Source organism: Methylobacterium sp. 190mf (genome assembly GCF_900107945.1).
Taxonomy (GTDB): domain Bacteria; phylum Pseudomonadota; class Alphaproteobacteria; order Rhizobiales; family Beijerinckiaceae; genus Methylobacterium.
Map to the genome: position 1 here is coordinate 58639 of NZ_FNVI01000001.1, position 21235 is coordinate 79873.

The window sequence follows — 21235 nt, forward strand, 5'->3', positions numbered from 1 at the left end:
CCGCCGGAACTCTTCGGGGAGTTCAGTTCTATAGACCGGTGTTAGCATCTTAGCCGTTCGCGCTCCCGGACAAAGCGGTCGGGAAAAAGCAGCCTGTCTTTGACAATTCGGGTGATGCGCCGGGAAAATGTTCGCGCGATCGTCGACCGGCGCCGCCGGATCAGCCGAATGGCGTAGCCGCCCGGCCGCCGCCATGGCCAGATGGCGATGTAAGGCGCGGTTCGGGGCGGCCCGGCTGCCGGTTCGGGACGGGCCGCGGCGGGGTCGGGCCGGTCGGGCCGAATCGTCGCCGCTACGCCCGATCGGCAGAGCCGCGTACGCCTAAGATATGATGTTGGTGGCCCTGTCGGGCCGCCGTAGACCCGAGCGTCGGTGCGATCGCGGCGAGGATTCCATGAACATCACGATGGTCGGGTCGGGCTATGTCGGTCTGGTCTCTGGCGCGTGCTTTGCGGATTTCGGCCACACGGTCGTGTGCGTCGACAGCAATCGCGGCCGGATCGACGCGCTGAATGCCGGCCGGATGCCGATCTACGAGCCGGGCCTCGAGGCCCTGGTCGCCGAGAACGTCCGCCAGGACCGCCTGTCCTTCATCACCGACCTGGAGACGGCGGTCGGTCAGGCTGACGCGGTCTTCATCGCGGTGGGCACGCCCTCCCGCCGCGGCGACGGCTTCGCCGACCTGAGCTACGTCTACGCGGCCGCCCGCAGCATCGCGCGCGCGCTGCGCGGCTTCACGGTGGTGGTGACCAAGTCGACCGTGCCGGTGGGCACCGGCGACGAGGTCGAGCGCATCATCCGCGAGACCAACCCCGAGGCGCAGTTCGCGGTCGTCTCGAACCCCGAGTTCCTGCGCGAGGGCGCGGCCATCGCCGACTTCAAGCGCCCCGACCGCATCGTCGTCGGCACCGACGAGCCGCGGGCCGTGGCGGTCATGGAGCAGATCTACCGCCCGCTCTACCTCAACGCCGCGCCGATCGTCGCGATGAGCCGCCGGACGGCCGAGCTGACCAAGTACGCGGCGAACGCGTTCCTCGCGGCGAAGATCACGTTCATCAACGAGGTGGCGGATCTGTGCGAGGCGGTGGGCGCGGACGTGCAGGCGGTGGCGCGCGGCATCGGCCTGGACAACCGGATTGGGTCGAAGTTCCTGCATGCCGGGCCGGGCTACGGCGGCTCGTGCTTCCCCAAGGACACGCTGGCCCTAGTCAAGACCGCGCAGGATGCGGGCACCCCGCTGCGGCTGGTCGAGACGGTGGTGGCGGTCAACGACCAGCGCAAGCGCGCGATGGCGCGCAAGGTGATCAAGGCCTGCGGCGGGTCGGTGCGCGGCCGGACGGTGGCGCTGCTGGGCCTGACCTTCAAGCCGAACACCGACGACATGCGCGACGCGCCCGCGCTGGCGATCGTGGCGGGTCTGCAGGACGCCGGCGCCGTAATCCGCGCCTACGATCCCGAGGGCATGGAGCAGGCGCGCCCGCTCCTGCCCGGCGTCGCCTTCGCGGAGGATGCCTACCACTGTGCCGAGGGCGCCGACGCGCTGGTCCTCGTCACCGAGTGGGACGCGTTCCGGGCCCTCGACCTCGACCGGCTGCGGGCGGCGATGCAGCGACCGGTCCTCGTGGATCTCCGCAACGTCTACCGGGCCGCCGACGTCCGGGCGCACGGCTTCGCCTACAGCAGCGTGGGCCGCCCTGACGAACCCGGTGACCAGCCCGGCGACGAGTCCGAGATCCCGCCGGCTCTGCCCCCCGCCGACGCCGTCGCCGGGACCGCGTGAGGCGGGGCCGGGCCCGCGGAACGCGGGCCCGTCGTCGCCCGGCGCCGGTGAGGGCGGCGGACGGGAGCCCCGCCGATCCGCTGGACGATCACCCGTACGAGCGACCCGGCGCGCGGCCGCTCCGGCCGCGGTGACCGCGCCGGCGCGCGGGGCGAGAGGACGGGGAGGCCGATCCGCGGCGTCGGGACCGGGCCGGTGGCGCCGCGCCGATCCGCCGACCGCTTGGCGGGACGGTCGGACGCGAAACGGGTCCCCTCGCGGGCCGCCCGGGCAGGCGATCCACGAGGAGACCCCGAAGCTCCGTCCGGCCGCGCCGGACCGAATTCCTGCCAGGGCGGCCCCGCCGCGGCGGGGCCGGCGCCCGAGCGATCAGGCCGCCGGAGCCTTCACGCTCGCCAGGCTGGAATCTTCCCGGAGGAAGTACTTGTTGGTCAGGTAGGCGACCTCGGTCCGGTTCTTGGCCTTGAGCTTCTTCATGATGTTGCGGACGTGAACCTTCACGGTGCTCTCGCACATGTTGAGTTCGTACGCGATGATCTTGTTCGGCGTCCCCTTCCGGAGCGCCCGCGCCACGCAGAGCTGCCGCGGCGAGAAGATGTCGTCGTCCCCGGCCTCGACCGGCTCGTCCACCTTGATGTTGGCCAGCAGGGGGAGGAGGCATTCGGCCGGGATGTAGACGCCGCCGGCCTGCACGAGCTGGAGCGCCTGCAGGGCGATGTCCACGGAGGTCGTCGTCGGGATGTAGCCTTTGACGCCGAGCTTGATGATCCGCACGATCTGGTCGAGGTTCTCGCCGTCCGAGATGACGGCCACCGGCGGAGCGCCGGCCTCGCCCTGCAGGAACGCCAGTTCCCGCGTGATCTCGGTCCATTCGGTCTCGGTCAGGTTGCCGTCGGGCCGGCAGAGCACGACCACGCTCGCGGCGACGAACGGCGTCTGCCGCTTCCACGATTCGATGTCCGCGAAGACTTCGAACGACGTCTGCCGGTCGGCCTCGCTGAGCGAGGCGGCGAGGCATCGGCCGACGAGCTGGCGTCGATCGATGATGACGATGCGGCTGGCGCGGCCCCGGGACTGGTCCCGTTGCTCGACGACGACCGGGTTGTCACCGGCATGTGCACCCGAAAAGCCGCGGCGGCTTTCGGCCGTGTCCCGCTCAACGAGGGTGAGCGCGTCTCGAGTACCAAGACTGGCCATAGAAAATTACCTCCTTTCGAAGGAAGCCGAATGTCAGCGATGACGGGATACCCAATGCGCTCGCCGACGGCGTGACACTGAGATACGCGGTGGCGCCGGTCGCCTTGGGGCGATTGCCGATGACCACGGATACAATGCTAGCTTTCGTAAAATCGTCTGTAAATACCCTATTTGAATCTTAACCCTTAAATTGCAGGGCTAAATACAATCATCGCGCACTACGTACGTACATAGTGATTTGTTTGATTGCGCACGACGGTGCTGGTGGAGAGATGCATTCGCAAGATCATTCGCCGTCTGTGGTGGTCCGATTCAAGATCTTTTCGAATGTAGTCGCTCAGATGTCGGTTTTAAGAATATCGAAACTTTGTCTTATTCGGAACTACTTGTTGCGTGGTCGTATCGGTGGGACTTCGAGGGCAATTCAATGATCTCGGTGCGATGTAGGTATTCGTGACGGGAGTATTCGAGGGATGAGGGCCCGCTGTACCTGACTGAGGCTAAAAGGCAACATGCGTACTCGGTTGTTTACCCTGTTGGGGTCCGAGTACTGATTTCATCGGTGCGGCGCTGTACCAAACGGCACGCTCCGCGGGAGGAGAGGCCGCCCCGCGCGCCGTCCGACGCGACGGGCGAATCACTGGCGGATCCCTGCCGGGATCCGGAATCGCCGCGGCGGCGATCGAGAGCGCTCTCCGCCGAAGTGGATACCGGTTCGGCGTGAGAGAGCGCGTCGAGACAAAGGATTAGAGCCGTGCCCGATCGCAACGCGATCGGGCACGGCTCTAGTCCAGCCGGACCAGGAGATCGCGCATGCCGCCGACATCGACGAACGTGCCGAGGTCGCGGCCGAGCAGGCCGGCATGTCGCTCCGCGTAGGCCTCCGGCGTGAGCGTCCGCAGGAACGCCGTCACCGAATCGGCGAGCGGCTCGGGAAACGCCCAGCCCAGGCGCTCCGACACCGCGTAGCGTCCGGTCGCCGTCGCGGCGCGCGCCAGCGTCAGGGCGCCGCACAGGCCGCCCTCGTAGAGCCGGTTCGGCAGTAGCCAGTCCGAATTCAGTCCATCATCGAGGTAATCGACGGCCCAACTAAAGTGGATCCCGCTGTAGATCTCCGGAAGGTCGCGGGGATTGGCGTAGGGGCCGCGGAACGACATGTTCGGCCGGCCGTCCAGCGTGTCCGCCAGGGCGCGCGGGGCGATGTCCTCCTCGGAGAGGCGCCCGGCCAGGACGATCCGCACCGAGTCGCCGAGGGCGTCCGCGATGGCGGCGAGGATCGTCAGGCTCCGGCGGCAGCGCAGCGTCCCGAACCAGCCGATCACCCAGGGCGGTTCCGCCGTCCGGGTGCGGTCGAGCCGGGTCGTCACCTCGCCGAGGCGGTGGCCCATGACCTTGTTCTCGAGGAGGTGCCACGCGCCGGCGAAGCCCTGGACCGGCCGGAAGTACCGGTCGATGAAGTCCGGGGCACTGACGACGAGGAGGTCGCTGCGGCCGAGGATCCAGCGCTCGACCGCGCGGGCGATCCGTCCCGGCGCGTCCGGCCGCACCATCAGACGCTGGATGTCCAGCACCTCGTAGACGAGGCGCGCGCGGCTCCCGGCGAGGCGCGCCGCGGTCCAGGCCACGAGGGCCATGTCGAGGTTGCGCACGTAGATCACGTCCGCCCCGCGCAGGTCGCGCCGGCGGCGCAGCGCCCGGGCGATGCCGACGGCGAGGCGCGGCAGGCGGCGGGCGTAGTTGCGGTCGACGGTCAGGCCGAGGGGGACGATGTCGTCGGCCACCGGGGCCTCGGCCGGCACCGCGCCGGGGCGGTCCCGCTCGAAGGCGTACACGATGACCGACCACCCGGCGTCCCGGATGGCGTCGACCCGCTTCCGGACCGTGGGCTCGGCCCGGTCGTGCCCGAAGAAGGCGACGCGGCGGCCGCGCGGGGTCGCGGAAACCGCGAAGGCCGGGGTCGGGGCGGCCCGGGCCGGCACGAAGGCCGCCACCCGGTCGAGACCTTCGGCGCGCGGGCCGGTCACGAGGCTGCCTGGGTCGCGCCGCGGGCGCTGCGCCGGGCCGCGGTCCAGCGGCTCAGCGCGCCGCGGAATCCGCCGCGCCGGACCGTCTGGCCGTCGTTGGTCTTGTTGAGCACGACGCCCAGGACGGTGCTGCCGCTCGACTCGAGATCGTGCACGGCGGCGGCGACGTCGTCGATGCTGGTCCGGCCCGCCTCCACCACGATGATCAGGCCGTCGAGCGTGTCGAGGAGCGGCCGGAGCGTGGGGAGCTCGTCCACCGGGGGCAGGTCGACGACGACGCGGTCGAGGGCGGGGCGGTCGAGGGCGGGGCGTCCGTCCCCCAGCACCGCGGCGACGCCCTCCGCGGTCATCAGATCGCTGAAATGGGGATCGTTCGGGTGGCGGTTGCCGCAGGCGAGCAGGCGGACCTCGCCGGGCTGGGGGCGGACCGCCTCGGTGGCGCCGCAGCGGCCGGCGAGCACGTCGAGGAGGCCGCGCTGCTCGGTGGCCTGGCTGAGCCGCGAGAGCGTCCCCTGCCGGACGTCGGCGTCGATCATCAGCACCCGCCCGGAGCTCGCGCGGGCGCGGGCGAGGAGCTGGCCGAGATTGCTCGCGAACAGGGTCTTGCCCGCGCCGGCCCCCACGGACGTGACGCCGATCGCGAAGACCGGGCCGCGGCGGTCGCTGCCCAGGACGTGGGCCTTGAGGCTGTGCAGGCGCTCGACGAACACCGATTGCGGCATGAACCGCACGGCGCTCGCCCGGAACGCCTCGATGCTGGCCGGACGCTGCGCCTCGTTGGCGTGGGCCTGCGCCAGGGCGAGCGCCGCCCGGAAGCCGGGCTCGCGCCGCAGCTCGGGGAGGGCGGCGAGGCAGGTCAGGCCGTGGCCGGTCAGCTGCCGGGGCGTGCGGATCGTCCGGTCGAACCAGTGCCGCGCGAAGGCGCCGCTCACGCCGAACCCGGTGCCGACCAGGAGGCCGAGCAGCATGATCAGGCTGCCGCGGGGCGCGCTCGGGGATTCCGGCACGGTCGCGGGCGTGATCACGTGGGCGGAGGGCTGCGGATAGGATTGCTGGTTGACGGCGTCGATGTAGCGCTGGAGCAGGTTGGTGTAGATCTGGTCGTAGGTCTCGGCGGTGCGGTCGAGCTCCCGCGCCTTGACGCGGGCGTTGCTCATGATCAGCGTCTTCGAGATCAGGGCGTCGAAGGCCGCCGTCATGCTGTCCTCGCGGGCCTTGGCGACCTCGAAATCGTGGTCGAGGGACACGGCGAGGCGCTCGAGCTCGGTGCGCAGCGACTGCTTGGCCGCCAGGATGTCCCGCTGGATCGCCTGGACCGCCTCGTGGTCGGGGCCGAGGCGGCGCTTCAGGTCGTCGGCGCGCTGCACGAGGTCGACGTACTGCCGGCGCAGCTGGATGATGACGCTGTCCTTGAACGCCTCGGTGATCCCCGGATCGGCGATGTCGGAATCGAGGAGCCCGCGGATCTGATCGCGCACCGCGCGGGCGTCGACGGTCTTGGACCGGGCTGCGGCCACCGCGGTGTTGAGCTCCTCGACCTGCTGCTCGCCCACGAGGCCGCGCTTGCCCAGGTCGATGATGGTGTGCTCGGCCTTGTAGGTCTGGGCCTCGCGCGAGGCCTGGCTGGCGCGCTGCTGGAGTTCCTTCAGGCGCGGCAGCATCCACTCGCCGGCGACCTTCCAGACCTGGGCCCGGTTCTCCAGCTCGGTGCTGACATAGGCCCCGGCCACCGCGTTCGCGACAGCGGCCGCCGTGGCGGGATTGTCCGCGCTGTAGCCGACCTCGATCACGTAGGCGGCGCCGATGCGGCTGGCCTCGACGTTCTCGCGCAGCGTTCGCGCCTGGCGCAGGTCCGGGCTGACGGGGGCGGGTTCCTGGACCGGCCGCTCGGCCCCGATCAGCCGGAGGGGCAGCGCCTTGGCGGCCTTCACGAACTCCCGGACCTTCGCGACGAGCGGGTGCGTCGGCGCCGCCAGATCCTTCAGAGCCGACTCGTCGAGCCGGTGCACGGCGGCGAGCGCGATCTTCTCCGAGCGGATGTACTCGACCTGGCTCTCGACCTCGGCGATCTCGAGCGGCGTCCCGGCATTGGGCGTGTCGCGGGCCGTCACCGGGCTGGAGCGGCTCTCGATGTAGACGCGGGCCCGGGCCGTGAAGATGGCCGGCGCCGTCGCGACGTAGATCCCGGCGCAGACCAGCCCGACGGCGGCGAAGGCCAGGATCGACCGCCAGTTCTGCCGCGCGATGGTCAGGATCGAGACCTGGGACTCCGTCTCGGGCGAGAAGGGCTGGCCGCGCCAGGCTCCGGTCCCACCGGGGCGGGTCGCACCGATCGGCAGGAAGGACGCGCTGGTCGAGTGTCGGTTCATGGATCTCTCCTCACCGCGGCGGTCACCGCCTCGGGGCGCTATCCGTCAAAGGGGACGCCGGCTCGGCCCGATGGGCGCGTCGAGCCGGGGCGGGTGGGTCAGTTCTGGCCGGCCCCGTCGCCGACGCCCCGCATGGCGGGATCCGGCTTGAGCGCGATCTCCACGACGTCGCCCGGCAGCAGCTCCGTGTCCTCGGCGGCGTCGATCTGCGTCTTGGCCGGTCCGCTCTGCCGGAAGACCGCGATCGCCGCCTGCGCGCGGCTTCCGGACAGGAGCTGCGCCCGGAGGGCGCCGGTATAGACCAGCTTGTCGTTGATGCTGTTCAGGCGCGACCGGTACGTCGCCAGGTTGTTCTCCGCGACCTGGAGCTTCTCCAGGGCGTCCATGGCCTGCACGTCGTCGACCCGCTCGAGCTTGCGGGCGACGTCGCTCTTGTCGCGCTCGAGCTGGGTGAGCTGGACCGTCGTCTGCAGCGCGCGGGTCGAGGAGAGCAGGACGGCGCGCCGCGCGTCGGTCAGCCGGGTCGTGACCACGGCGCCGCGCTGGAAGAGCGCCCGCACGGTGTCGTAATCCTCGGCGTCGGCGGTGACGCCCTCCTTCTCCTTGACCTGCTGATCGCTGAGGCTGGTGAACTGCGTCTGCGTCCGGTTGAGGGAGCGCTGCAGATGGTCCTTCTCCTTGGCGATGTCGGTCATCTGTACCCGGAGCTGCTGCTCGGCGAGCTTCTGCGCCGGGGTCGCGCGGCTGCCCGGGGCGACGTCCGCCGGCGGCGGGGACTTGTCGCCCCGCGACGCGGCGACGACCGCCTTCAGGCGCCAGATCGTGGCGGATTCCCGCTGGATGCTCGCCCAGGTGCTGTCGTACTCGGCGCGCAGGTTCGCCGTCTCGACGACGGGGTTCTCCATCCTGAACCGCAGGAGGTTGTAGCCGCCCGCCAGGGCGATGGCCTGCCGCACGGTCATGCCCGGATGGAACGGGTGCTCGCCCTGCTTGGTCACGTCGCCGCTCAGGTAGACCGGCTGGTACTTCGAGATCCGCACCCCGATCTCGTCGGGCTCGAGCACGGCGATCGATTCCTTGCCCTCGGAGTTGCGCTGCCGCACCGCCTTGGCGGGCAGCGACTTCTGCAGGCTCTGGCGCAGCTCCGCGACGGTGAGCCCGGCGGCCGGGACGTCCCCGAGCAGCGGGACCATGACGGTGCCGTCGGTGGAGACCGTCGCCTCCTGCTTGAAGGTCGGGATGCTGAGGGCCGTGACCTCGATCGTGTCGCCGGGCCCGATGCGGTACTCCGCGGCCGCCGGCAGCGCCGACAGGGCGAGCAGGCACGCCGCGAGACCGGCGCGGCCGGCGCGGGCGGTGGCGCGGGTTGCCGCGGTCTTCGTCGACATCTTCGACACGCATCGTCCCCTTAAGGCTCGCCCTCGGAACCCGGGCGCGGCGGTCGAGCGGCAGGACCGCGCCGGCCTCACGGGCTCATGAGGGCTGAGACGGCATGATGCGTAACGGCCGAGCCAGCCGGGACTCCTCCAAATGGCGGGCGCGGGCATCCTTGCCGGGGCGGGGGCTTCGCCTTTCGACGTAGGCCCCCTGGCCCGAACGGTGCGCCGGGCCGGGGAGGGGTCACACCGGATGGGCGCCGTTCGCCTTTCGACGGACGAACCGCATCGAAAGCCTGGGTTCCCGGCCGTCCGCAGCTCTGCGCAGTTTTGACGCACAGAAGTTCGGCGGAAGGAGCGGCGGGCATGCCGATTACCGATGCAGATATTGGGGCGGATGTGGGGATCTTCTACCCGGATCTAGTCAATATTTATGGATGTCGAATCGAAAGCGGTTCGCGCATCGGCCCCTTCGTGGAGATCCAGCGCGGTAGCCGGATCGGCCCGCGCTGCAAGATCTCCTCGCACAGCTTCATCTGCGCGGGCGTCTCGATCGGGGCCGAGGTGTTCGTCGGCCACGGCGTGGTCTTCACCAACGAGCTCTACCCGGAAGCCACCAACGCGGACGGGAGCCTGAAGCGGGACGGCGAGTGGGAGCTCGTCGAGACCGTGGTCGAGGCCCGCGCCTCCATCGGCTCCAACGCAACCATCGTGGCGGGGATCACCATCGGCGAGGGCGCCCTGGTCGGCGCCGGTGCCGTCGTCACCCGGGACGTCCCGGCCTTCGCCATCGTCGCCGGATGCCCCGCGCGGGTCGTCGGCGACACCCGCACCAAGCGCGCCGAGAGCGCCGCGCGCGCCCGTTCCGTCCAGTCGCCGCGGCCCGAGCCGGCCGAGCCTCTGCAGGTTGCTTGAGGGGAATGCAGTCATGATCTCGATCGGTATCGTCGGATACGGCTACTGGGGGCCGAACCTCGCCCGGTGCACCTCGGAGAGCGAGCGCTGCCAGCTGGTGGCCATCGCCGACCAGTCGCCCGCCGCGCTCGGCCGGGCCGGCAAGCGCTACCCCGCCGTCCAGCTCCATCAGGACTGGCGCGACCTCGTGGCCGATCCCGCGATCGACGCCGTCATGGTGGCGACGCCAGTGAGCTCGCACTTCGAGATCGCCATCAACGCGCTGCGGGCCGGCAAGCACGTCTTCATCGAGAAGCCGATCACGCCCTCGGCCTTCGAGGCCCGGCTGCTGATCGAGGAGGCGGCCAAGCGCAACCTGCGGCTGATGGTGGACCACACCTTCGTCTACACGGGCGCGGTCGAGAAGATCCACGAACTCATCACGACCGACGCCATCGGCGACGTGTTCTACTACGACTCGACCCGGGTGAACCTCGGCCTGTTCCAGCGCGACGTGAACGTGATCTGGGACCTGGCGGTCCACGACCTCGCCATCCTCGACCACATCCTGGACCTCGCCCCGGTGGCGATCTCGGCGAGCGGCACCGGCCATTTCAGCGGCCGCCCCGAGAACATGGCCCACCTGACCGTCTTCTACCCGCGCGGCGTCGTCGCGCAGATCAACGTCAACTGGCTCGCGCCCGTGAAGGTGCGGCAGACGCTGATCGGCGGCAGCAAGAAGATGATCGTCTACAACGACCTCGACCCGATCGAGAAGGTCAAGGTCTACGACCGCGGCGTCACCGTCGGCGGCGGCTCGGACGACATCACCGAGCTGATGGTCTCCTACCGGACCGGCGACATGTGGTCGCCGCACCTGTCCTTCCGCGAGGCGCTGATCGTCGAGATCGAGCACTTCGCCGACTCCATCGAGAACGGCACCGCGCCCATGACCGACGGCCACAGCGGCCTGCGCGTCGTCGAGATGCTCGAAGCCGCCATGCGCTCCCTGCGCCAGAACGGCACCCCCATCGACCTCATGCCACTTGCGAGGGCCTCGTGATCCCCTTCCTCGACCTCAAGGCGCAGTACGCGGCGATCGGCGGCGACGTCGAGACCGCGGTCCTCAACGTCCTGCGCAGCGGCGACTTCGTCCTCGGCCCGGCGGTCAGCGCCTTCGAGGCGGCCTTCGCCGAAGCCTGCGGCGCCCGCCACGCGGTCGCCGTCAGCAGCGGCACCGCGGCCCTGCACCTCGCCCTCCTCGCCCTCGACATCGGTCCGGGCGACGAGGTGATCACGGTCTCGTCGACCTTCGTGGCGACGGTGGCGGCGGTGCTGTACGCCGGCGCCACTCCGGTCCTCGTCGACATCGACCCGGTCGACTGGACCATGGACCCGGCCCTGGTCGAGGCGGCGATCACGCCCCGCACCAAGGCGATCCTGCCGGTGCACCTGCACGGCCGGATGGCCGATCTCGACGCGCTCGGCGCCATCGCCCGGCGCCACGGGATCGCCCTCGTCGAGGACGCCGCCCAGGCGCATCTCGCCGAGCGCGGCGGCCGCAAGGCCGGCACGATCGGGGATCTCGGCTGCTTCAGCTTCTATCCCGGCAAGAATCTCGGGGCCTACGGCGAGGGCGGCGCCATCGTCACGGACCGGGACGACCTCGCCGAGGCGGCCCGCTGCCTGCGCGACTGGGGCCAGCAGGGCAAGTACAACCACGTCCGCCACGGCTTCAACCTGCGCATGGACGGCGTCCAGGGCGCGGTGCTGGGGGTCAAACTCCCGCACCTGGAGGGCTGGACCCGCGCCCGCCAGGCGGTGGCGGCGGAGTACGGGGCGCGGCTCGCGGGCCTCGGCCTGGAGCTTCCGGCCCCCGCCGGCCTCGACCACGTGTTCCACGTCTACGCCGTGTCGACGGCGGACCGCGAGGGGCTGCGCCAGTACCTCAACGCGGCCGGCATCGCCACCGGCATCCACTACCCCGTCCCGGTCCACCGGCAGCCCGCTTACAGCCACCTCGACGACGGTGCCGGCCGCCTGCCGGTCACCGAGCGGCTGGCCGCCCGGACCCTGTCCCTCCCGATGTTCCCCGAGATGACGTCCGCGCAGATCGACACCGTCTGCCGGGCCGTCGCCAGCTACTGCGAGGTCGCCGATGCCCAAGCTGCGTGAGGTCACCAAGGGAAGCCGGTTCAGCGGCGACCTGCGCGGGACCCGGATCCTGGTCACGGGCGGATCGGGCTTCATCGGCTCCCACATCATCGACCTTCTGGTCGAGGCCGGCTGCGACGAGATCGTGGCCATCGACAACATGATCCGCGGCCGCCCCGAGAATCTCGGGGACGCCCTCGGCTCCGGCCGCGTCCGCCTCGTCCAGGGCGACATCCGCGACCGCGCCCTGATGGACACGCTGGTCAAGGGCACCGACGTGGTGTTCCACCAGGCGGCCCTCCGGATCACGCAGTGCGCCGCGGAGCCCCGCCACGCCTTCGAGGTGATGGCCGCCGCGACCTTCAACCTGCTGGAGAGCTGCGTCGAGGCCGGCGTCGCCAAGGTCGTGATGGCCTCCTCGGCCTCGGTCTACGGGATGGCGGAGGTCTTCCCGACGACCGAGAAGCACCACCCCTACGACAACCGGACCCTGTACGGCGCCGCCAAGTCCTTCGGCGAGGGCCTCCTGCGCTCGTTCAACGACATGCACGGGCTCGACTACGTCGCGCTCCGGTACTTCAACGCCTACGGCCCGCGGATGGACCTGACCGGCCGCTACACCGAGGTCATGGTCCGCTGGATGCAGCGCCTGGCCGAGGGCCAGTCGCCGATCGTGTTCGGCGACGGCCTGCAGACCATGGACCTCGTCCATGTCCGCGACATCGCCCGGGCCAACATCCTGTCGGCGATCTCGCCGGCCACCGACGTGGTGCTCAACGTCGGCACCGGCGTCGAGACCTCGCTGGTCGACCTCGCCGGCCACCTCACCCGGATCATGGGCCGGGACGGCACGCCGCTGGTCCACGAGGCCGAGCGGGCCGTGAACCCGGTGCCCCGGCGCCTCTGCGACACGAGCCTCGCCAAGGAGCTGATCGGCTTCGAGGCGAAGATCGGGGCGGCCGAGGGCCTCGCCGACCTCGTCGCCTGGTGGCAGGACGAATCCCGCTCGGAACACCTGCGGCGGGCGCTCGCATGATCCCGATCGCCAAGCCCGAAGTCGGCGCCCCCGAGGCCGAGGCCGCCGCCGCCGTCGTCCGCTCCGGATGGCTGACCCAGGGGCCGCAGGTCGCGGCCTTCGAGACGGAGTTCGCCGCGATCGTCGGCGCGCCCCACGCCTGCGCGGTCTCGAACTGCACGACCGCGCTGCATCTCGCCCTGCTCGCCGTCGGGGTCGGCCCCGGCGACGAGGTGGTGACGGTGAGCCACAGCTTCATCGCCACCGCCAACGCCATCGCCCAGTGCGGGGCGACGCCGATCTTCGTCGACATCGACCCGGCGACCTACAACATGGCCCCGGACGCCGCCGCGGCGGCGATCACCGAGAAAACGAAGGCGATCGTCTGCGTCCACCAGATGGGCATGCCCTGCGACCTGGAGGCGATCGCCGCGATCGGGCGCCGCTCCGGCATCCCGGTGATCGAGGACGCCGCCTGCGCCATCGGCTCCGAGCGGCTCCAGGGCGACGTCTGGCGGCCGATCGGCAGCCCGGCGGGCGACATCGCCTGCTTCTCGTTCCACCCGCGCAAGGTGCTGACCACCGGCGACGGCGGCATGATCACCACCGCCAACGCCGCGTGGGACCGGACCTTCCGGCTGCTGCGCCAGCACGGGATGAGCGTCTCCGACATCGCCCGCCACGGCAGCGCCAAGGTGGTGGTCGAGGCGTACTCCATCGCGGGCTTCAACTACCGGATGACGGACGTGCAGGCGGCCATCGGCCGGGAGCAGCTGAAGCGGCTGCCCGACCTGATCGCCCGGCGCCGCGCCCTCGCCGACGGCTACCGCGCGCGGCTCGCCGATCTCCCCGGGGTGACGCCGCCGCCCGAGCCGATGGGGCTGCGCAGCAACTGGCAGAGCTACTGCGTCCGCCTCCCGGACGACGCGGACCAGCAGGCGGTCATGCAGGCGATGCTCGACCGGGGCATCGCCACCCGCCGGGGCATCATGTGCGCGCATCTGGAGCCGCCCTACGCGGAGGCGCCGCGGCGGTTCGCGCTGCCCGAATCCGAGCGGGCGCGCGACCACGCGATCCTGCTGCCGCTCTACGCGGCGATGACGGAGGCGGAGCAGGACCAGGTCGTCGACGGCCTGCGCGACGCCCTGCGATGATCCCCGCACCGGTCAAGAGCCTCGCCCGGACGGTCGGCCTGACGCGCCCGCGCGTCGCCGCCGCACGGATGGCCTGCGAGCGCACGACGCTCGCCCTCGCCCGGATCCGGCGCCCGGCGCCGGGCGGCCGCATCCTCTGCTACCACTCGGTCGGCCAGTCGGAATGCGGCGTCAACGACGTCTCTCCCGCGCGCTTCCGCCACCAGCTCGAGCGCGCGCTCGGTCTCGGCTACCGCTTCGTGCCGGCGGCCACGATCGCCGACGGGCGCGGCGGCGCGCGGGACCTCGCCATCACCTTCGACGACGGCTGGCGCAGCGTCCTCAGCGGGGCGGCGCCGGTCCTCAGCGATCTCGGGATCCCCTGGACCCTGTTCATCGTGTCGGGCTGGCTCGACCGGCCCGAGAGCGCGCCGCCGGGTGTCCTCGGCTGGGGCGCCATCGAGGCGCTGGCCGCCAACGGGGTCGAGATCGGCAGCCATTCCGTGACCCACCCGGATTTCGGGCGCCTCAGCGCGGAAGAGGCGGCCGAGGAGCTGGAGGAATCCCGGCGCGCCATCGGGGCCCGCCTCGGCGTCCTGCCCGACTCCTTCGCGATACCCCTGGGGCAGTCTGCGAACTGGACGCGGGCGGCCGCCCACGCGGCCCGGGAGGCGGGCTACCGGATCGTCTACGCGCAGGCGGTGGAGACCCGTCCCGCCGGAACCGTGGCGCGCAGCTTCGTCACGCAGTTCGACAACGATCTCGTCTTCGGTGCCCTGCTCCGGGGCGCCTACGACGCCTGGGAGGAGTGGGTATGAACCGACCCGCGCAGCGCCGCGTCTCCGTCGTGGTGCCCACCTGCAACCGGCCCGCCTTCCTGCGCGAGGCCCTGGCGAGCATCCGCGCCCTGGAAGGCCCCGACCTCGCCTTCGAGATCATCGTCGGCGACAACGGCGCGGCGGGGCCGGCCGCCGAGGTCGCCGCCGCGTTCGGCGCGATCCACGTCCCCGTCGACCGGCCCGGCGCCGGCGCGGCCCGCAATGCCGGCCTGACCCGGGCGAGCGCGCCCTACGTGGCGTTCCTCGACGACGACGACGTCTGGCAGCCGGCGCATATCCGGGAGCATCTGCGCCTGTTCGAGGCCGATCCGGAGCTCGGGGTCGTGTTCGGGCAGATCGTCACCGCCGACCACGACCTCGTGCCGACCTACGGCCCCTGGCCGCCGGAACTTCCGTCCGACAAGGGCGCGCTGCTGCGCCGCATGCTGAGCGGCTACTTCCCGCAGATCGGGGCGACGGTGGTGCGCCGGGCCGTCGTGGACGCGATCGGCCTGTTCGACGAGGCCCTGCTCGGCGATCAGGACTGGGACTGGCAGCTGCGCGCTGTCCGCGGCCACGGCGTCGGCTTCGTCGCCGCGCCCTGCGTGCATTTCCGGCAGCGGCCGGCGGGGACCTTCGACCGCCTGATCGCCCGCCGGATCCACTTCACCCGCCTGGTCTTCCGACGCCACGCGCCGGCGCTCGGCGTCTCGCGTCTCGCGGCCCTGCGGCTCTATTTCGGGACCGTGCAGGGCTACTACGACGCCCTGCTGGACGCCACCGAGGCCCACATGGCCCGCGGCGATCGCCGCGCCGCCGCGGCGGCGTTCCTCACGGCATTCCGCCTGATGCCGCACCGGGCGATCCGGCAGGCCTTCCGGCCGACGCGCGTGCGCGCGGCTCTGCTGGCGCTGGCCGCCGGGCCGGCCGCGCGGCCGCTGACCGCCGACCCGAAGACGCGCTGAGCCCGACAAGATTGTCGCTGCGCGGCGCGGACCCTCCCGGGGCCCGCGCCGCGCAGCGCGCTCGCGCTGTCCCTGTTGTGTTCGGCGGGCCGCCCAGGATTCCGCGCGGTCCTGGCGGCTCCGCCGCCCCTGCGGCGGCGCGCGGGCCTTCGTCCCGCAGACCGGTGAGGGCTGTGGAGGCGCGGGCGGGCGACCCGGCCTCCCGCGACGCGCGCGCCGTCCGGCGTGACCGATCCGCGGCCACCCGGGCCCGGGGCGGCCTCAGGCGCCGGGGATCTGCGCCCGGAGCCGCATCGGGCCGAACCGGTCCTTCACGTTGCGGACCAGCCATTCCGGGAGGAGAAGCCGCACCGGCTCCCAGAGGCCGGAGAAGTCGCCGGCGCGACGCAGGGCCAGCCAGGAGGCGACGCGCTGGCGCAGCGGCAGCATGCCGATGTAGTTCTTGGTCATCTCCGACACGGGGAAGTCCGAGCCGAACATGTCCTGGTGGCGCAGGTCGGGCTCGCCGAGATGGGGCGCCTCGGCCGGGCCGGGCGCGCCGGCCTCCGGGGGCAGGCGGGGCAGGGCCAGCGCCTGCGCGTAGATCGCGTCGAGTCCCGCCAGCCAGGCGGCCGGCGCGTAGAGGCCCGCGACCGCGGCGGCGCTCTCGGCGCCCGCGGCGTCCCGCGCCGCGGCGTCGGTGATGAGCGCCGTGAGGTGGGCCTCGTAGGCGGCTTGGTCGTGGGCGACCCGGGCCGTGACGTCGAGCCCCGGATGGTTGATCGCCACGATCTCCGCCGCCGCGGGCGCCTCGAACCGTGTCACCAGCGGCAGCCCGTAGGCGGCGGCCTCCAGCATCGAGGTCGACGACACGAACGGGTAGGAATCGACGTAGATGTCGGCCGCCTCGAAGAAGACCCGCGGGTCCGACAGCTCGGGATGGGCCGTGATGCGCCCGCCGGTGGCGGCCCGGGCCCGTTCCCAGTCGGCCCGCTCGCCGGGGCCGACCACGATGAGCCGGGCCTGCGGATGCGCCGCGAGCAGGTCGACGTGGCGATCCGCGTAGGTGACCGGCCCGACGTTGCGGTACTTGGCCCCCCGGGCCACCGAGACCAGGAGGACGCTGTCCTCCGGGACGCCCAGGGCCTGCTTGGCCGCGCTGCGGGCGCGCTGGCGCTCGGGCAGGGTGATCAGGGTCGGCAGCAGGAGGCTGCGGGCCGGATCGACGCCGCGCCGCGTGACGGCGAGCCGGCGCGCGGCCTCGCGCAGGTTGATCACCGCGTGGCTGATCCGCGTCCCGATCCAGAACAGGTGGTCGGCGTGGTTGAGGAGCAGGACCGGTGGGCTCTTCGCCGGATCCGCGAAGGCGATCAGCGGGACCACGTCCTCGCAGTGGATGTGCAGGACGACGACGTCGTAGCCGCGCGCGATCTGGCGCAGCTCCCGCGCCCAGGCGAGCTTGTCGCCCTTGTGGTGGTTCAGGTGGTGGATCCCGCCGCCGCTCTCGCGCACCGCGGCGGTGATCCGCCCGTCGACCGGGCCGCGATGCTGGGTCAGGGCGACGCCGTTGACCCGGTTGCGGTCGGCGCCGATCCAGAGCGCGAGCATCTTGGTGAGGCCGCCCACCGGGGCGAGCTGCGTGCAGACGTGGAGGACCCGCCGGTACGGAGCCCCGTCGGCCCGCGCGCCGTCCGGGCCGCCACCGTCGAGGGTCCGGCCGATCCCGGTCATCAACCGTTCGAGGCGCGGGCTCGCGAACACGCCGCAGTGCCGGTGCGCCGCCAGGGTCGCCGCGATGGCGGTCTCGACGGCCGCGCCGGCGTGGTTCCCGGCCGCCGCGAGACGCTCCGCGTGCCGCACCCGGGCATCGAAGGCCGCGAAGTTCGACCGGATCCGCCCGGCGCGGGACGCCGTCCCGCCCGCGGGTTCCCCGTCGCCGTCACGGACGGGTTCAAACGCGCCTTTGACCATCACGCCCTCCGGGCCTCAGCGCTGCGACGCGGCGCCGTTCGTTGTCCAGGTCCCCGCCTCGTGGAACACGCCGAAGACGTCCGGCGCGAAGACGGGGTGCTCGATATGGAAGCGGCCGCCGATCTTGGCCGCGAGGAGCCGCTCGAAGCCGCGCTGCCGGACCACCATCGAGACCGTGTAGGTGTCGGCGGTCAGGGTCAGCGGCGGCGTCAGCAGCTCCACCTCGCCCTCGCCCGCGAGGGCGGTCAGGCCGGCGCCGTCCGCCTGGGTGCTGAAATTGCAGCAGAGCAGCTCGTCGGACCGGGTGATCGAGAACAGGACGTGCGGGTCGGCGATCGGCTCGGCGGCGCTGTAGCGGGCCCGGATCCGCATCCGCTCGCCGTGGCGGAACAGCGTCCGCGGCGCGCCGGATTCGTCGGCGATCGTCACGTCGCTGATCCGGACCGGCAGGTCGCCGGTGTCGGGGCGGAACCACGCGGTGTCGGCGAGGTAGCTGTCCCGCTCGTAGTGGGTCAGGCCCTCGTCGGTGGGGCCGTCATAGGCGACGCGGCCGCCCTTGATGTAGATCACGCGCTCGCACATGGTCTTGATGCTGAACATGTTGTGCGAGACCAGCAGGATCGTCGAACCCTTGCCCTGGAGGCGCCGGGCGAAGTCCATGCACTTGCGCTGGAAGGTGTAGTCGCCCACCGCCAGCACCTCGTCGAGGAGCAGGATGTCGGGTTCGAGATGCGCGGCGACCGAGAAGGCCAGCCGGACATACATGCCGCTGGAGTAGCGCTTCACCGGCATGTCGATGAAGTCGCCGATCTCCGAGAAGGCGACGATCGCGTCGAACTTCGCGGCGATCTCCCGACGGTCCATCCCGAGGATCGAGCCGTAGAGGAAGATGTTCTCGCGGCCGGTCAGCTCCCGGTGGAAACCGGTGCCGACCTCGAGCAGGGCCCCGACCCGGCCCTCGAGGCGGATCCGGCCGGTGGTCGGCGCGGCGATCCGCGACAGGAGCTTGAGGAGCGTGCTCTTGCCGGCGCCGTTGAGGCCGATGATGCCGACATTCTCGCCGTGCCGGATGCCGAAGCTGACCTCCTTCAGCGCCCAGAAGCTCTCCTGCGACGGGCGCGCCGCCGCGCGGCGGGTCACCAGGCCGCGGACGCCCTCGCTGAGCGCGTCGCGCAGCGAGTTCTGGTGCGCGGCGCGGGGGGCGCGCCAGTACTGCTTGCCGATATCCTGAACGCTGATTGCCATCGACATCAGATTACATCCGCGAAGGAGCGCTCCATGCGCTGGAAGAAGATCAGTCCGCTGATGAGCAGGGCGAAGGCGGCCGTGACCGAGACGGCGACCGCGAAGGCGTCGGGCGGCGTGCCGCCCAGGATGGCGAACCGGAACGCCTCGATCAGGCCGACCATCGGGTTGAGTGCGTAGATCCAGCGCACCGAGGCGGGCACGATGCTCGACGCGTAGACGATCGGCGAGGCGTACATCCAGATCTGGATCACGAACGGCAGCGTGTGCTTGATGTCCCGGAAGCGGACGTTGATCGGCCCGAGCCAGAGACTCACGCCGAGGGCGAGCATCGCCGTCACGATCAGGGTCGGGACGGCCAGCACGAGGTGCCAGTCCGGCATCGCCCCGTACCAGGCCATCAGGGCCAGCAGCACGCCGAGCGCGATGGCGAAGTCGACCATCGGCGACACCACCGTCGCCAGCGGGATGACCAGCCGCGGGAAGTAGATCTTCCGGATCAGCTCGGCCTCCGCCACGAGGCCGTTGGCGCTGCGCCGCACCGCCTCGGAGAAGTACGTCCACAGGACGACCGCGCTGCCGGCGAAGAGTGCGTAGGGGGCGCCGTCGGTGGGGATCTTGGCGAAGTGGCCGAAGATCACCGTGAAGATCAGGACGGTGAAGAGCGGCTGCGCGATCGCCCAGGAGGCGCCCATGGCGGTCTGCCGGTAGAGCACCTTCAGGTCCCGCAGGATCAGGACGCGCAGCAGGTCGCGATACTGCCAGAGGCCGACCGCGTCGAAGGCGACGATCCGGTCGTCGGGCGCGATCTCGGTCACCCGCAGCGTCGACGGGTCGGTCCGCTGTTCGGTCGGCCCGCGTTCCGGCGTGCCGAGGGCAAGCGCATCCAAAGATTTCATCATTCGAGGCGGTCCCGCATGACGCTCTGAGCCCGTGGTCGAGCTCGGGGACCCGGTGCGAATCGGAAGTCGTGCCGCCCGGTCGTCCCGCCGGAACGGGCTATCATCGCGGTGCGGCGGTCCGAATTACACCTTTCGTCGTATCGGTCCGGCCGACTGAAGTGGTGGTTGTGATCAACGACCGTAATCGTAGCCAATCACGACAAATGAGACCTCGGGGGCGCGCCGCACGCGGCGTCGGTCCCCGTCCGGGACGACCGGCCCTCATCGGCCGGCGACCGGGACCAGGTTTCGGGAGAACCGCCATGCAGGACCCCGTGAGCGCCGCCGGCGCTCCGCTCGTGACGATCGCCATGCCGGCCCTGAACGAGGCCGCGCACATCGCCGACGCCATCGCGTCGGTGCTGCCCGACCGGGACGCCATCGCCTGCGAGCTGCTGGTGCTGGACGGCGGCAGTCGCGACGACACCTGCGCGATCGTCGCCGCCCTGAGCGCCCGCGACCCCCGCATCCGGCTCGTCCACAACGAGCGCCGCATCCAGGCGGCGGCGATCAACCTCGCCGCGCGACTGGCGCATCCCGCCTCCGCCTACCTCGTCCGCGCCGATTGCCACGCCGTCTATCCGAAGGGATTCGTGCAGAACCTCGTCGGCACGATGCGCCTGCGCCAGGCCGTCTCTGTGGTCGTGCCGCTCCGGACCGTCGGGGTCACGCCGCTGCAGAGGGCGATCGCGGCGGCGCAGAACAGCCGCCTCGGCAACGGCGGCTCGGCCCACCGGCAGGGCGGCATCTCGGGCTACGTCGCCCACGGCCACCACGCGGCCTTCGACCGGCGCGAGTTCCTGCGGGTCGGCGGCTACGACGAGACCTTCACCCACAACGAGGATGCCGAACTCGACCGGCGGCTCTGCGCGGCGGGCGGGCGGATCTACCTCGCCGCCGAGCTCGCCATCACGTACTTCCCGCGCGCCTGCCTCCGCAGCCTCGCCCGGCAGTACCTCCACTACGGGCGCGGCTGCGCGCGGACCCTCGAGAAGCACGCCAGCCTACCGCGCGCCCGCCAGATCCTGCCGGCCCTGGTCCTGCTCTACGCCGTCGCGGCCCTGCCGCTGGCGGCCCTGATGCCCGCCCTACTGATCCCGCTGCTGCTCTATGCCGGGGGCTGCGTCCTGAGCGGCCTCGCCCTGGCGCTGAAGGCGCGGGAACCCGTCCTGGTCATGAGCGGCCCGGCGGCCGTGACCATGCACCTGTCCTGGGCGGCGGGGTTCCTGTCCTATCCAGGCTACCGACGGACGCTGCTCCGGGCCGCCCTGCGAAGGAAGCGCCGCCTGCTCGGCCTCCCGCCGGCATCCGACGCGGCGCGCGTCAACTGACCGCCTGAGTCCCCGTCGGCCGCGCCCCGCCGGCCGCGTTTCG

The 21235-nt window shown here is 71.6% G+C and carries 16 protein-coding genes; 9 read left to right on the plus strand and 7 right to left on the minus strand.

What is annotated here, in order from left to right; all coding sequences use genetic code 11:
• Positions 1-394 precede the first annotated feature (394 nt).
• Positions 395-1780, plus strand: a complete 1386-nt coding sequence (locus C4T42_RS00295; RefSeq protein WP_020091194.1) for a UDP-glucose/GDP-mannose dehydrogenase family protein — start codon at positions 395-397, stop codon at positions 1778-1780.
• A gap of 369 nt (positions 1781-2149) precedes the next feature.
• Here the strand turns inward: C4T42_RS00295 and C4T42_RS00300 are convergent, their stop codons facing one another.
• From C4T42_RS00300 to C4T42_RS00315, 4 genes are all read right to left on the minus strand, one after another.
• Entirely contained in the window at positions 2150-2977 is an 828-nt protein-coding gene (locus tag C4T42_RS00300) for a response regulator transcription factor (protein ID WP_020091193.1), read from the minus strand.
• 785 nt (positions 2978-3762) lie between these two features.
• Positions 3763-5001, minus strand: coding sequence for a glycosyltransferase (locus tag C4T42_RS00305; protein ID WP_020091192.1), 1239 nt, complete (start codon positions 4999-5001; stop codon positions 3763-3765).
• The gene (locus C4T42_RS00310; protein WP_020091191.1) at positions 4998-7370 is read right to left on the minus strand and encodes a polysaccharide biosynthesis tyrosine autokinase; all 2373 of its coding nucleotides are present in this window, start codon (positions 7368-7370) and stop codon (positions 4998-5000) included. The genes C4T42_RS00305 and C4T42_RS00310 overlap by 4 nt, the downstream gene beginning before the upstream one ends.
• Before the next feature lie 98 nt (positions 7371-7468).
• Positions 7469-8758, minus strand: a complete 1290-nt coding sequence (locus C4T42_RS00315) for a polysaccharide biosynthesis/export family protein (protein WP_020091190.1) — start codon at positions 8756-8758, stop codon at positions 7469-7471.
• Between the two features lie 354 nt (positions 8759-9112).
• On the opposite strand from C4T42_RS00315, the gene C4T42_RS00320 reads away from it, so the two are divergent.
• The 7 genes from C4T42_RS00320 to C4T42_RS00350 are packed head-to-tail and all read left to right on the plus strand — an operon-like array spanning position 9113 to position 15725.
• Positions 9113-9661, plus strand: a complete 549-nt coding sequence (locus C4T42_RS00320) for an acyltransferase (protein WP_026604627.1) — start codon at positions 9113-9115, stop codon at positions 9659-9661.
• Between the two features lie 13 nt (positions 9662-9674).
• Complete coding sequence (locus C4T42_RS00325; RefSeq protein WP_020091188.1) at positions 9675-10703, plus strand: Gfo/Idh/MocA family oxidoreductase; 1029 nt, start codon at positions 9675-9677, stop codon at positions 10701-10703.
• A complete protein-coding gene (locus C4T42_RS00330) occupies positions 10700-11815 on the plus strand; it encodes a DegT/DnrJ/EryC1/StrS family aminotransferase (protein ID WP_020091187.1) in 1116 nt (371 codons plus the stop codon). The genes C4T42_RS00325 and C4T42_RS00330 overlap by 4 nt, the downstream gene beginning before the upstream one ends.
• Positions 11799-12830 (plus strand): NAD-dependent epimerase/dehydratase family protein, encoded by a 1032-nt coding sequence (locus C4T42_RS00335; RefSeq protein WP_020091186.1) that lies wholly within the window; start codon positions 11799-11801, stop codon positions 12828-12830. Before C4T42_RS00330 ends, C4T42_RS00335 begins: the two co-directional genes overlap by 17 nt.
• Positions 12827-13963: a DegT/DnrJ/EryC1/StrS family aminotransferase gene (locus C4T42_RS00340; RefSeq protein WP_020091185.1), complete on the plus strand. Its 1137-nt coding sequence runs from the start codon at positions 12827-12829 to the stop codon at positions 13961-13963. The genes C4T42_RS00335 and C4T42_RS00340 overlap by 4 nt, the downstream gene beginning before the upstream one ends.
• On the plus strand, positions 13960-14760 hold the full coding sequence (locus C4T42_RS00345; RefSeq protein ID WP_103984549.1) for a polysaccharide deacetylase family protein: 801 nt from the start codon (positions 13960-13962) through the stop codon (positions 14758-14760). Before C4T42_RS00340 ends, C4T42_RS00345 begins: the two co-directional genes overlap by 4 nt.
• Positions 14757-15725, plus strand: coding sequence for a glycosyltransferase family A protein (locus tag C4T42_RS00350; RefSeq protein ID WP_103984550.1), 969 nt, complete (start codon positions 14757-14759; stop codon positions 15723-15725). Before C4T42_RS00345 ends, C4T42_RS00350 begins: the two co-directional genes overlap by 4 nt.
• Positions 15726-15986: 261 nt before the next feature.
• Here the strand turns inward: C4T42_RS00350 and C4T42_RS00355 are convergent, their stop codons facing one another.
• The 3 genes from C4T42_RS00355 to C4T42_RS00365 are packed head-to-tail and all read right to left on the minus strand — an operon-like array spanning position 15987 to position 19819.
• Complete coding sequence (locus C4T42_RS00355; protein WP_103984551.1) at positions 15987-17675, minus strand: glycosyltransferase; 1689 nt, start codon at positions 17673-17675, stop codon at positions 15987-15989.
• A 15-nt stretch (positions 17676-17690) separates the two neighbouring features.
• On the minus strand, positions 17691-18926 hold the full coding sequence (locus tag C4T42_RS00360) for an ABC transporter ATP-binding protein (protein WP_020091181.1): 1236 nt from the start codon (positions 18924-18926) through the stop codon (positions 17691-17693).
• Positions 18926-19819, minus strand: coding sequence for an ABC transporter permease (locus tag C4T42_RS00365; protein WP_244603157.1), 894 nt, complete (start codon positions 19817-19819; stop codon positions 18926-18928). The genes C4T42_RS00360 and C4T42_RS00365 overlap by 1 nt, the downstream gene beginning before the upstream one ends.
• A 305-nt stretch (positions 19820-20124) precedes the next feature.
• Here C4T42_RS00365 and C4T42_RS00370 point away from each other — a divergent pair, with 305 nt between their 5' ends.
• Positions 20125-21192, plus strand: a complete 1068-nt coding sequence (locus C4T42_RS00370) for a glycosyltransferase family 2 protein (RefSeq protein ID WP_103984553.1) — start codon at positions 20125-20127, stop codon at positions 21190-21192.
• Positions 21193-21235 lie beyond the last annotated feature (43 nt).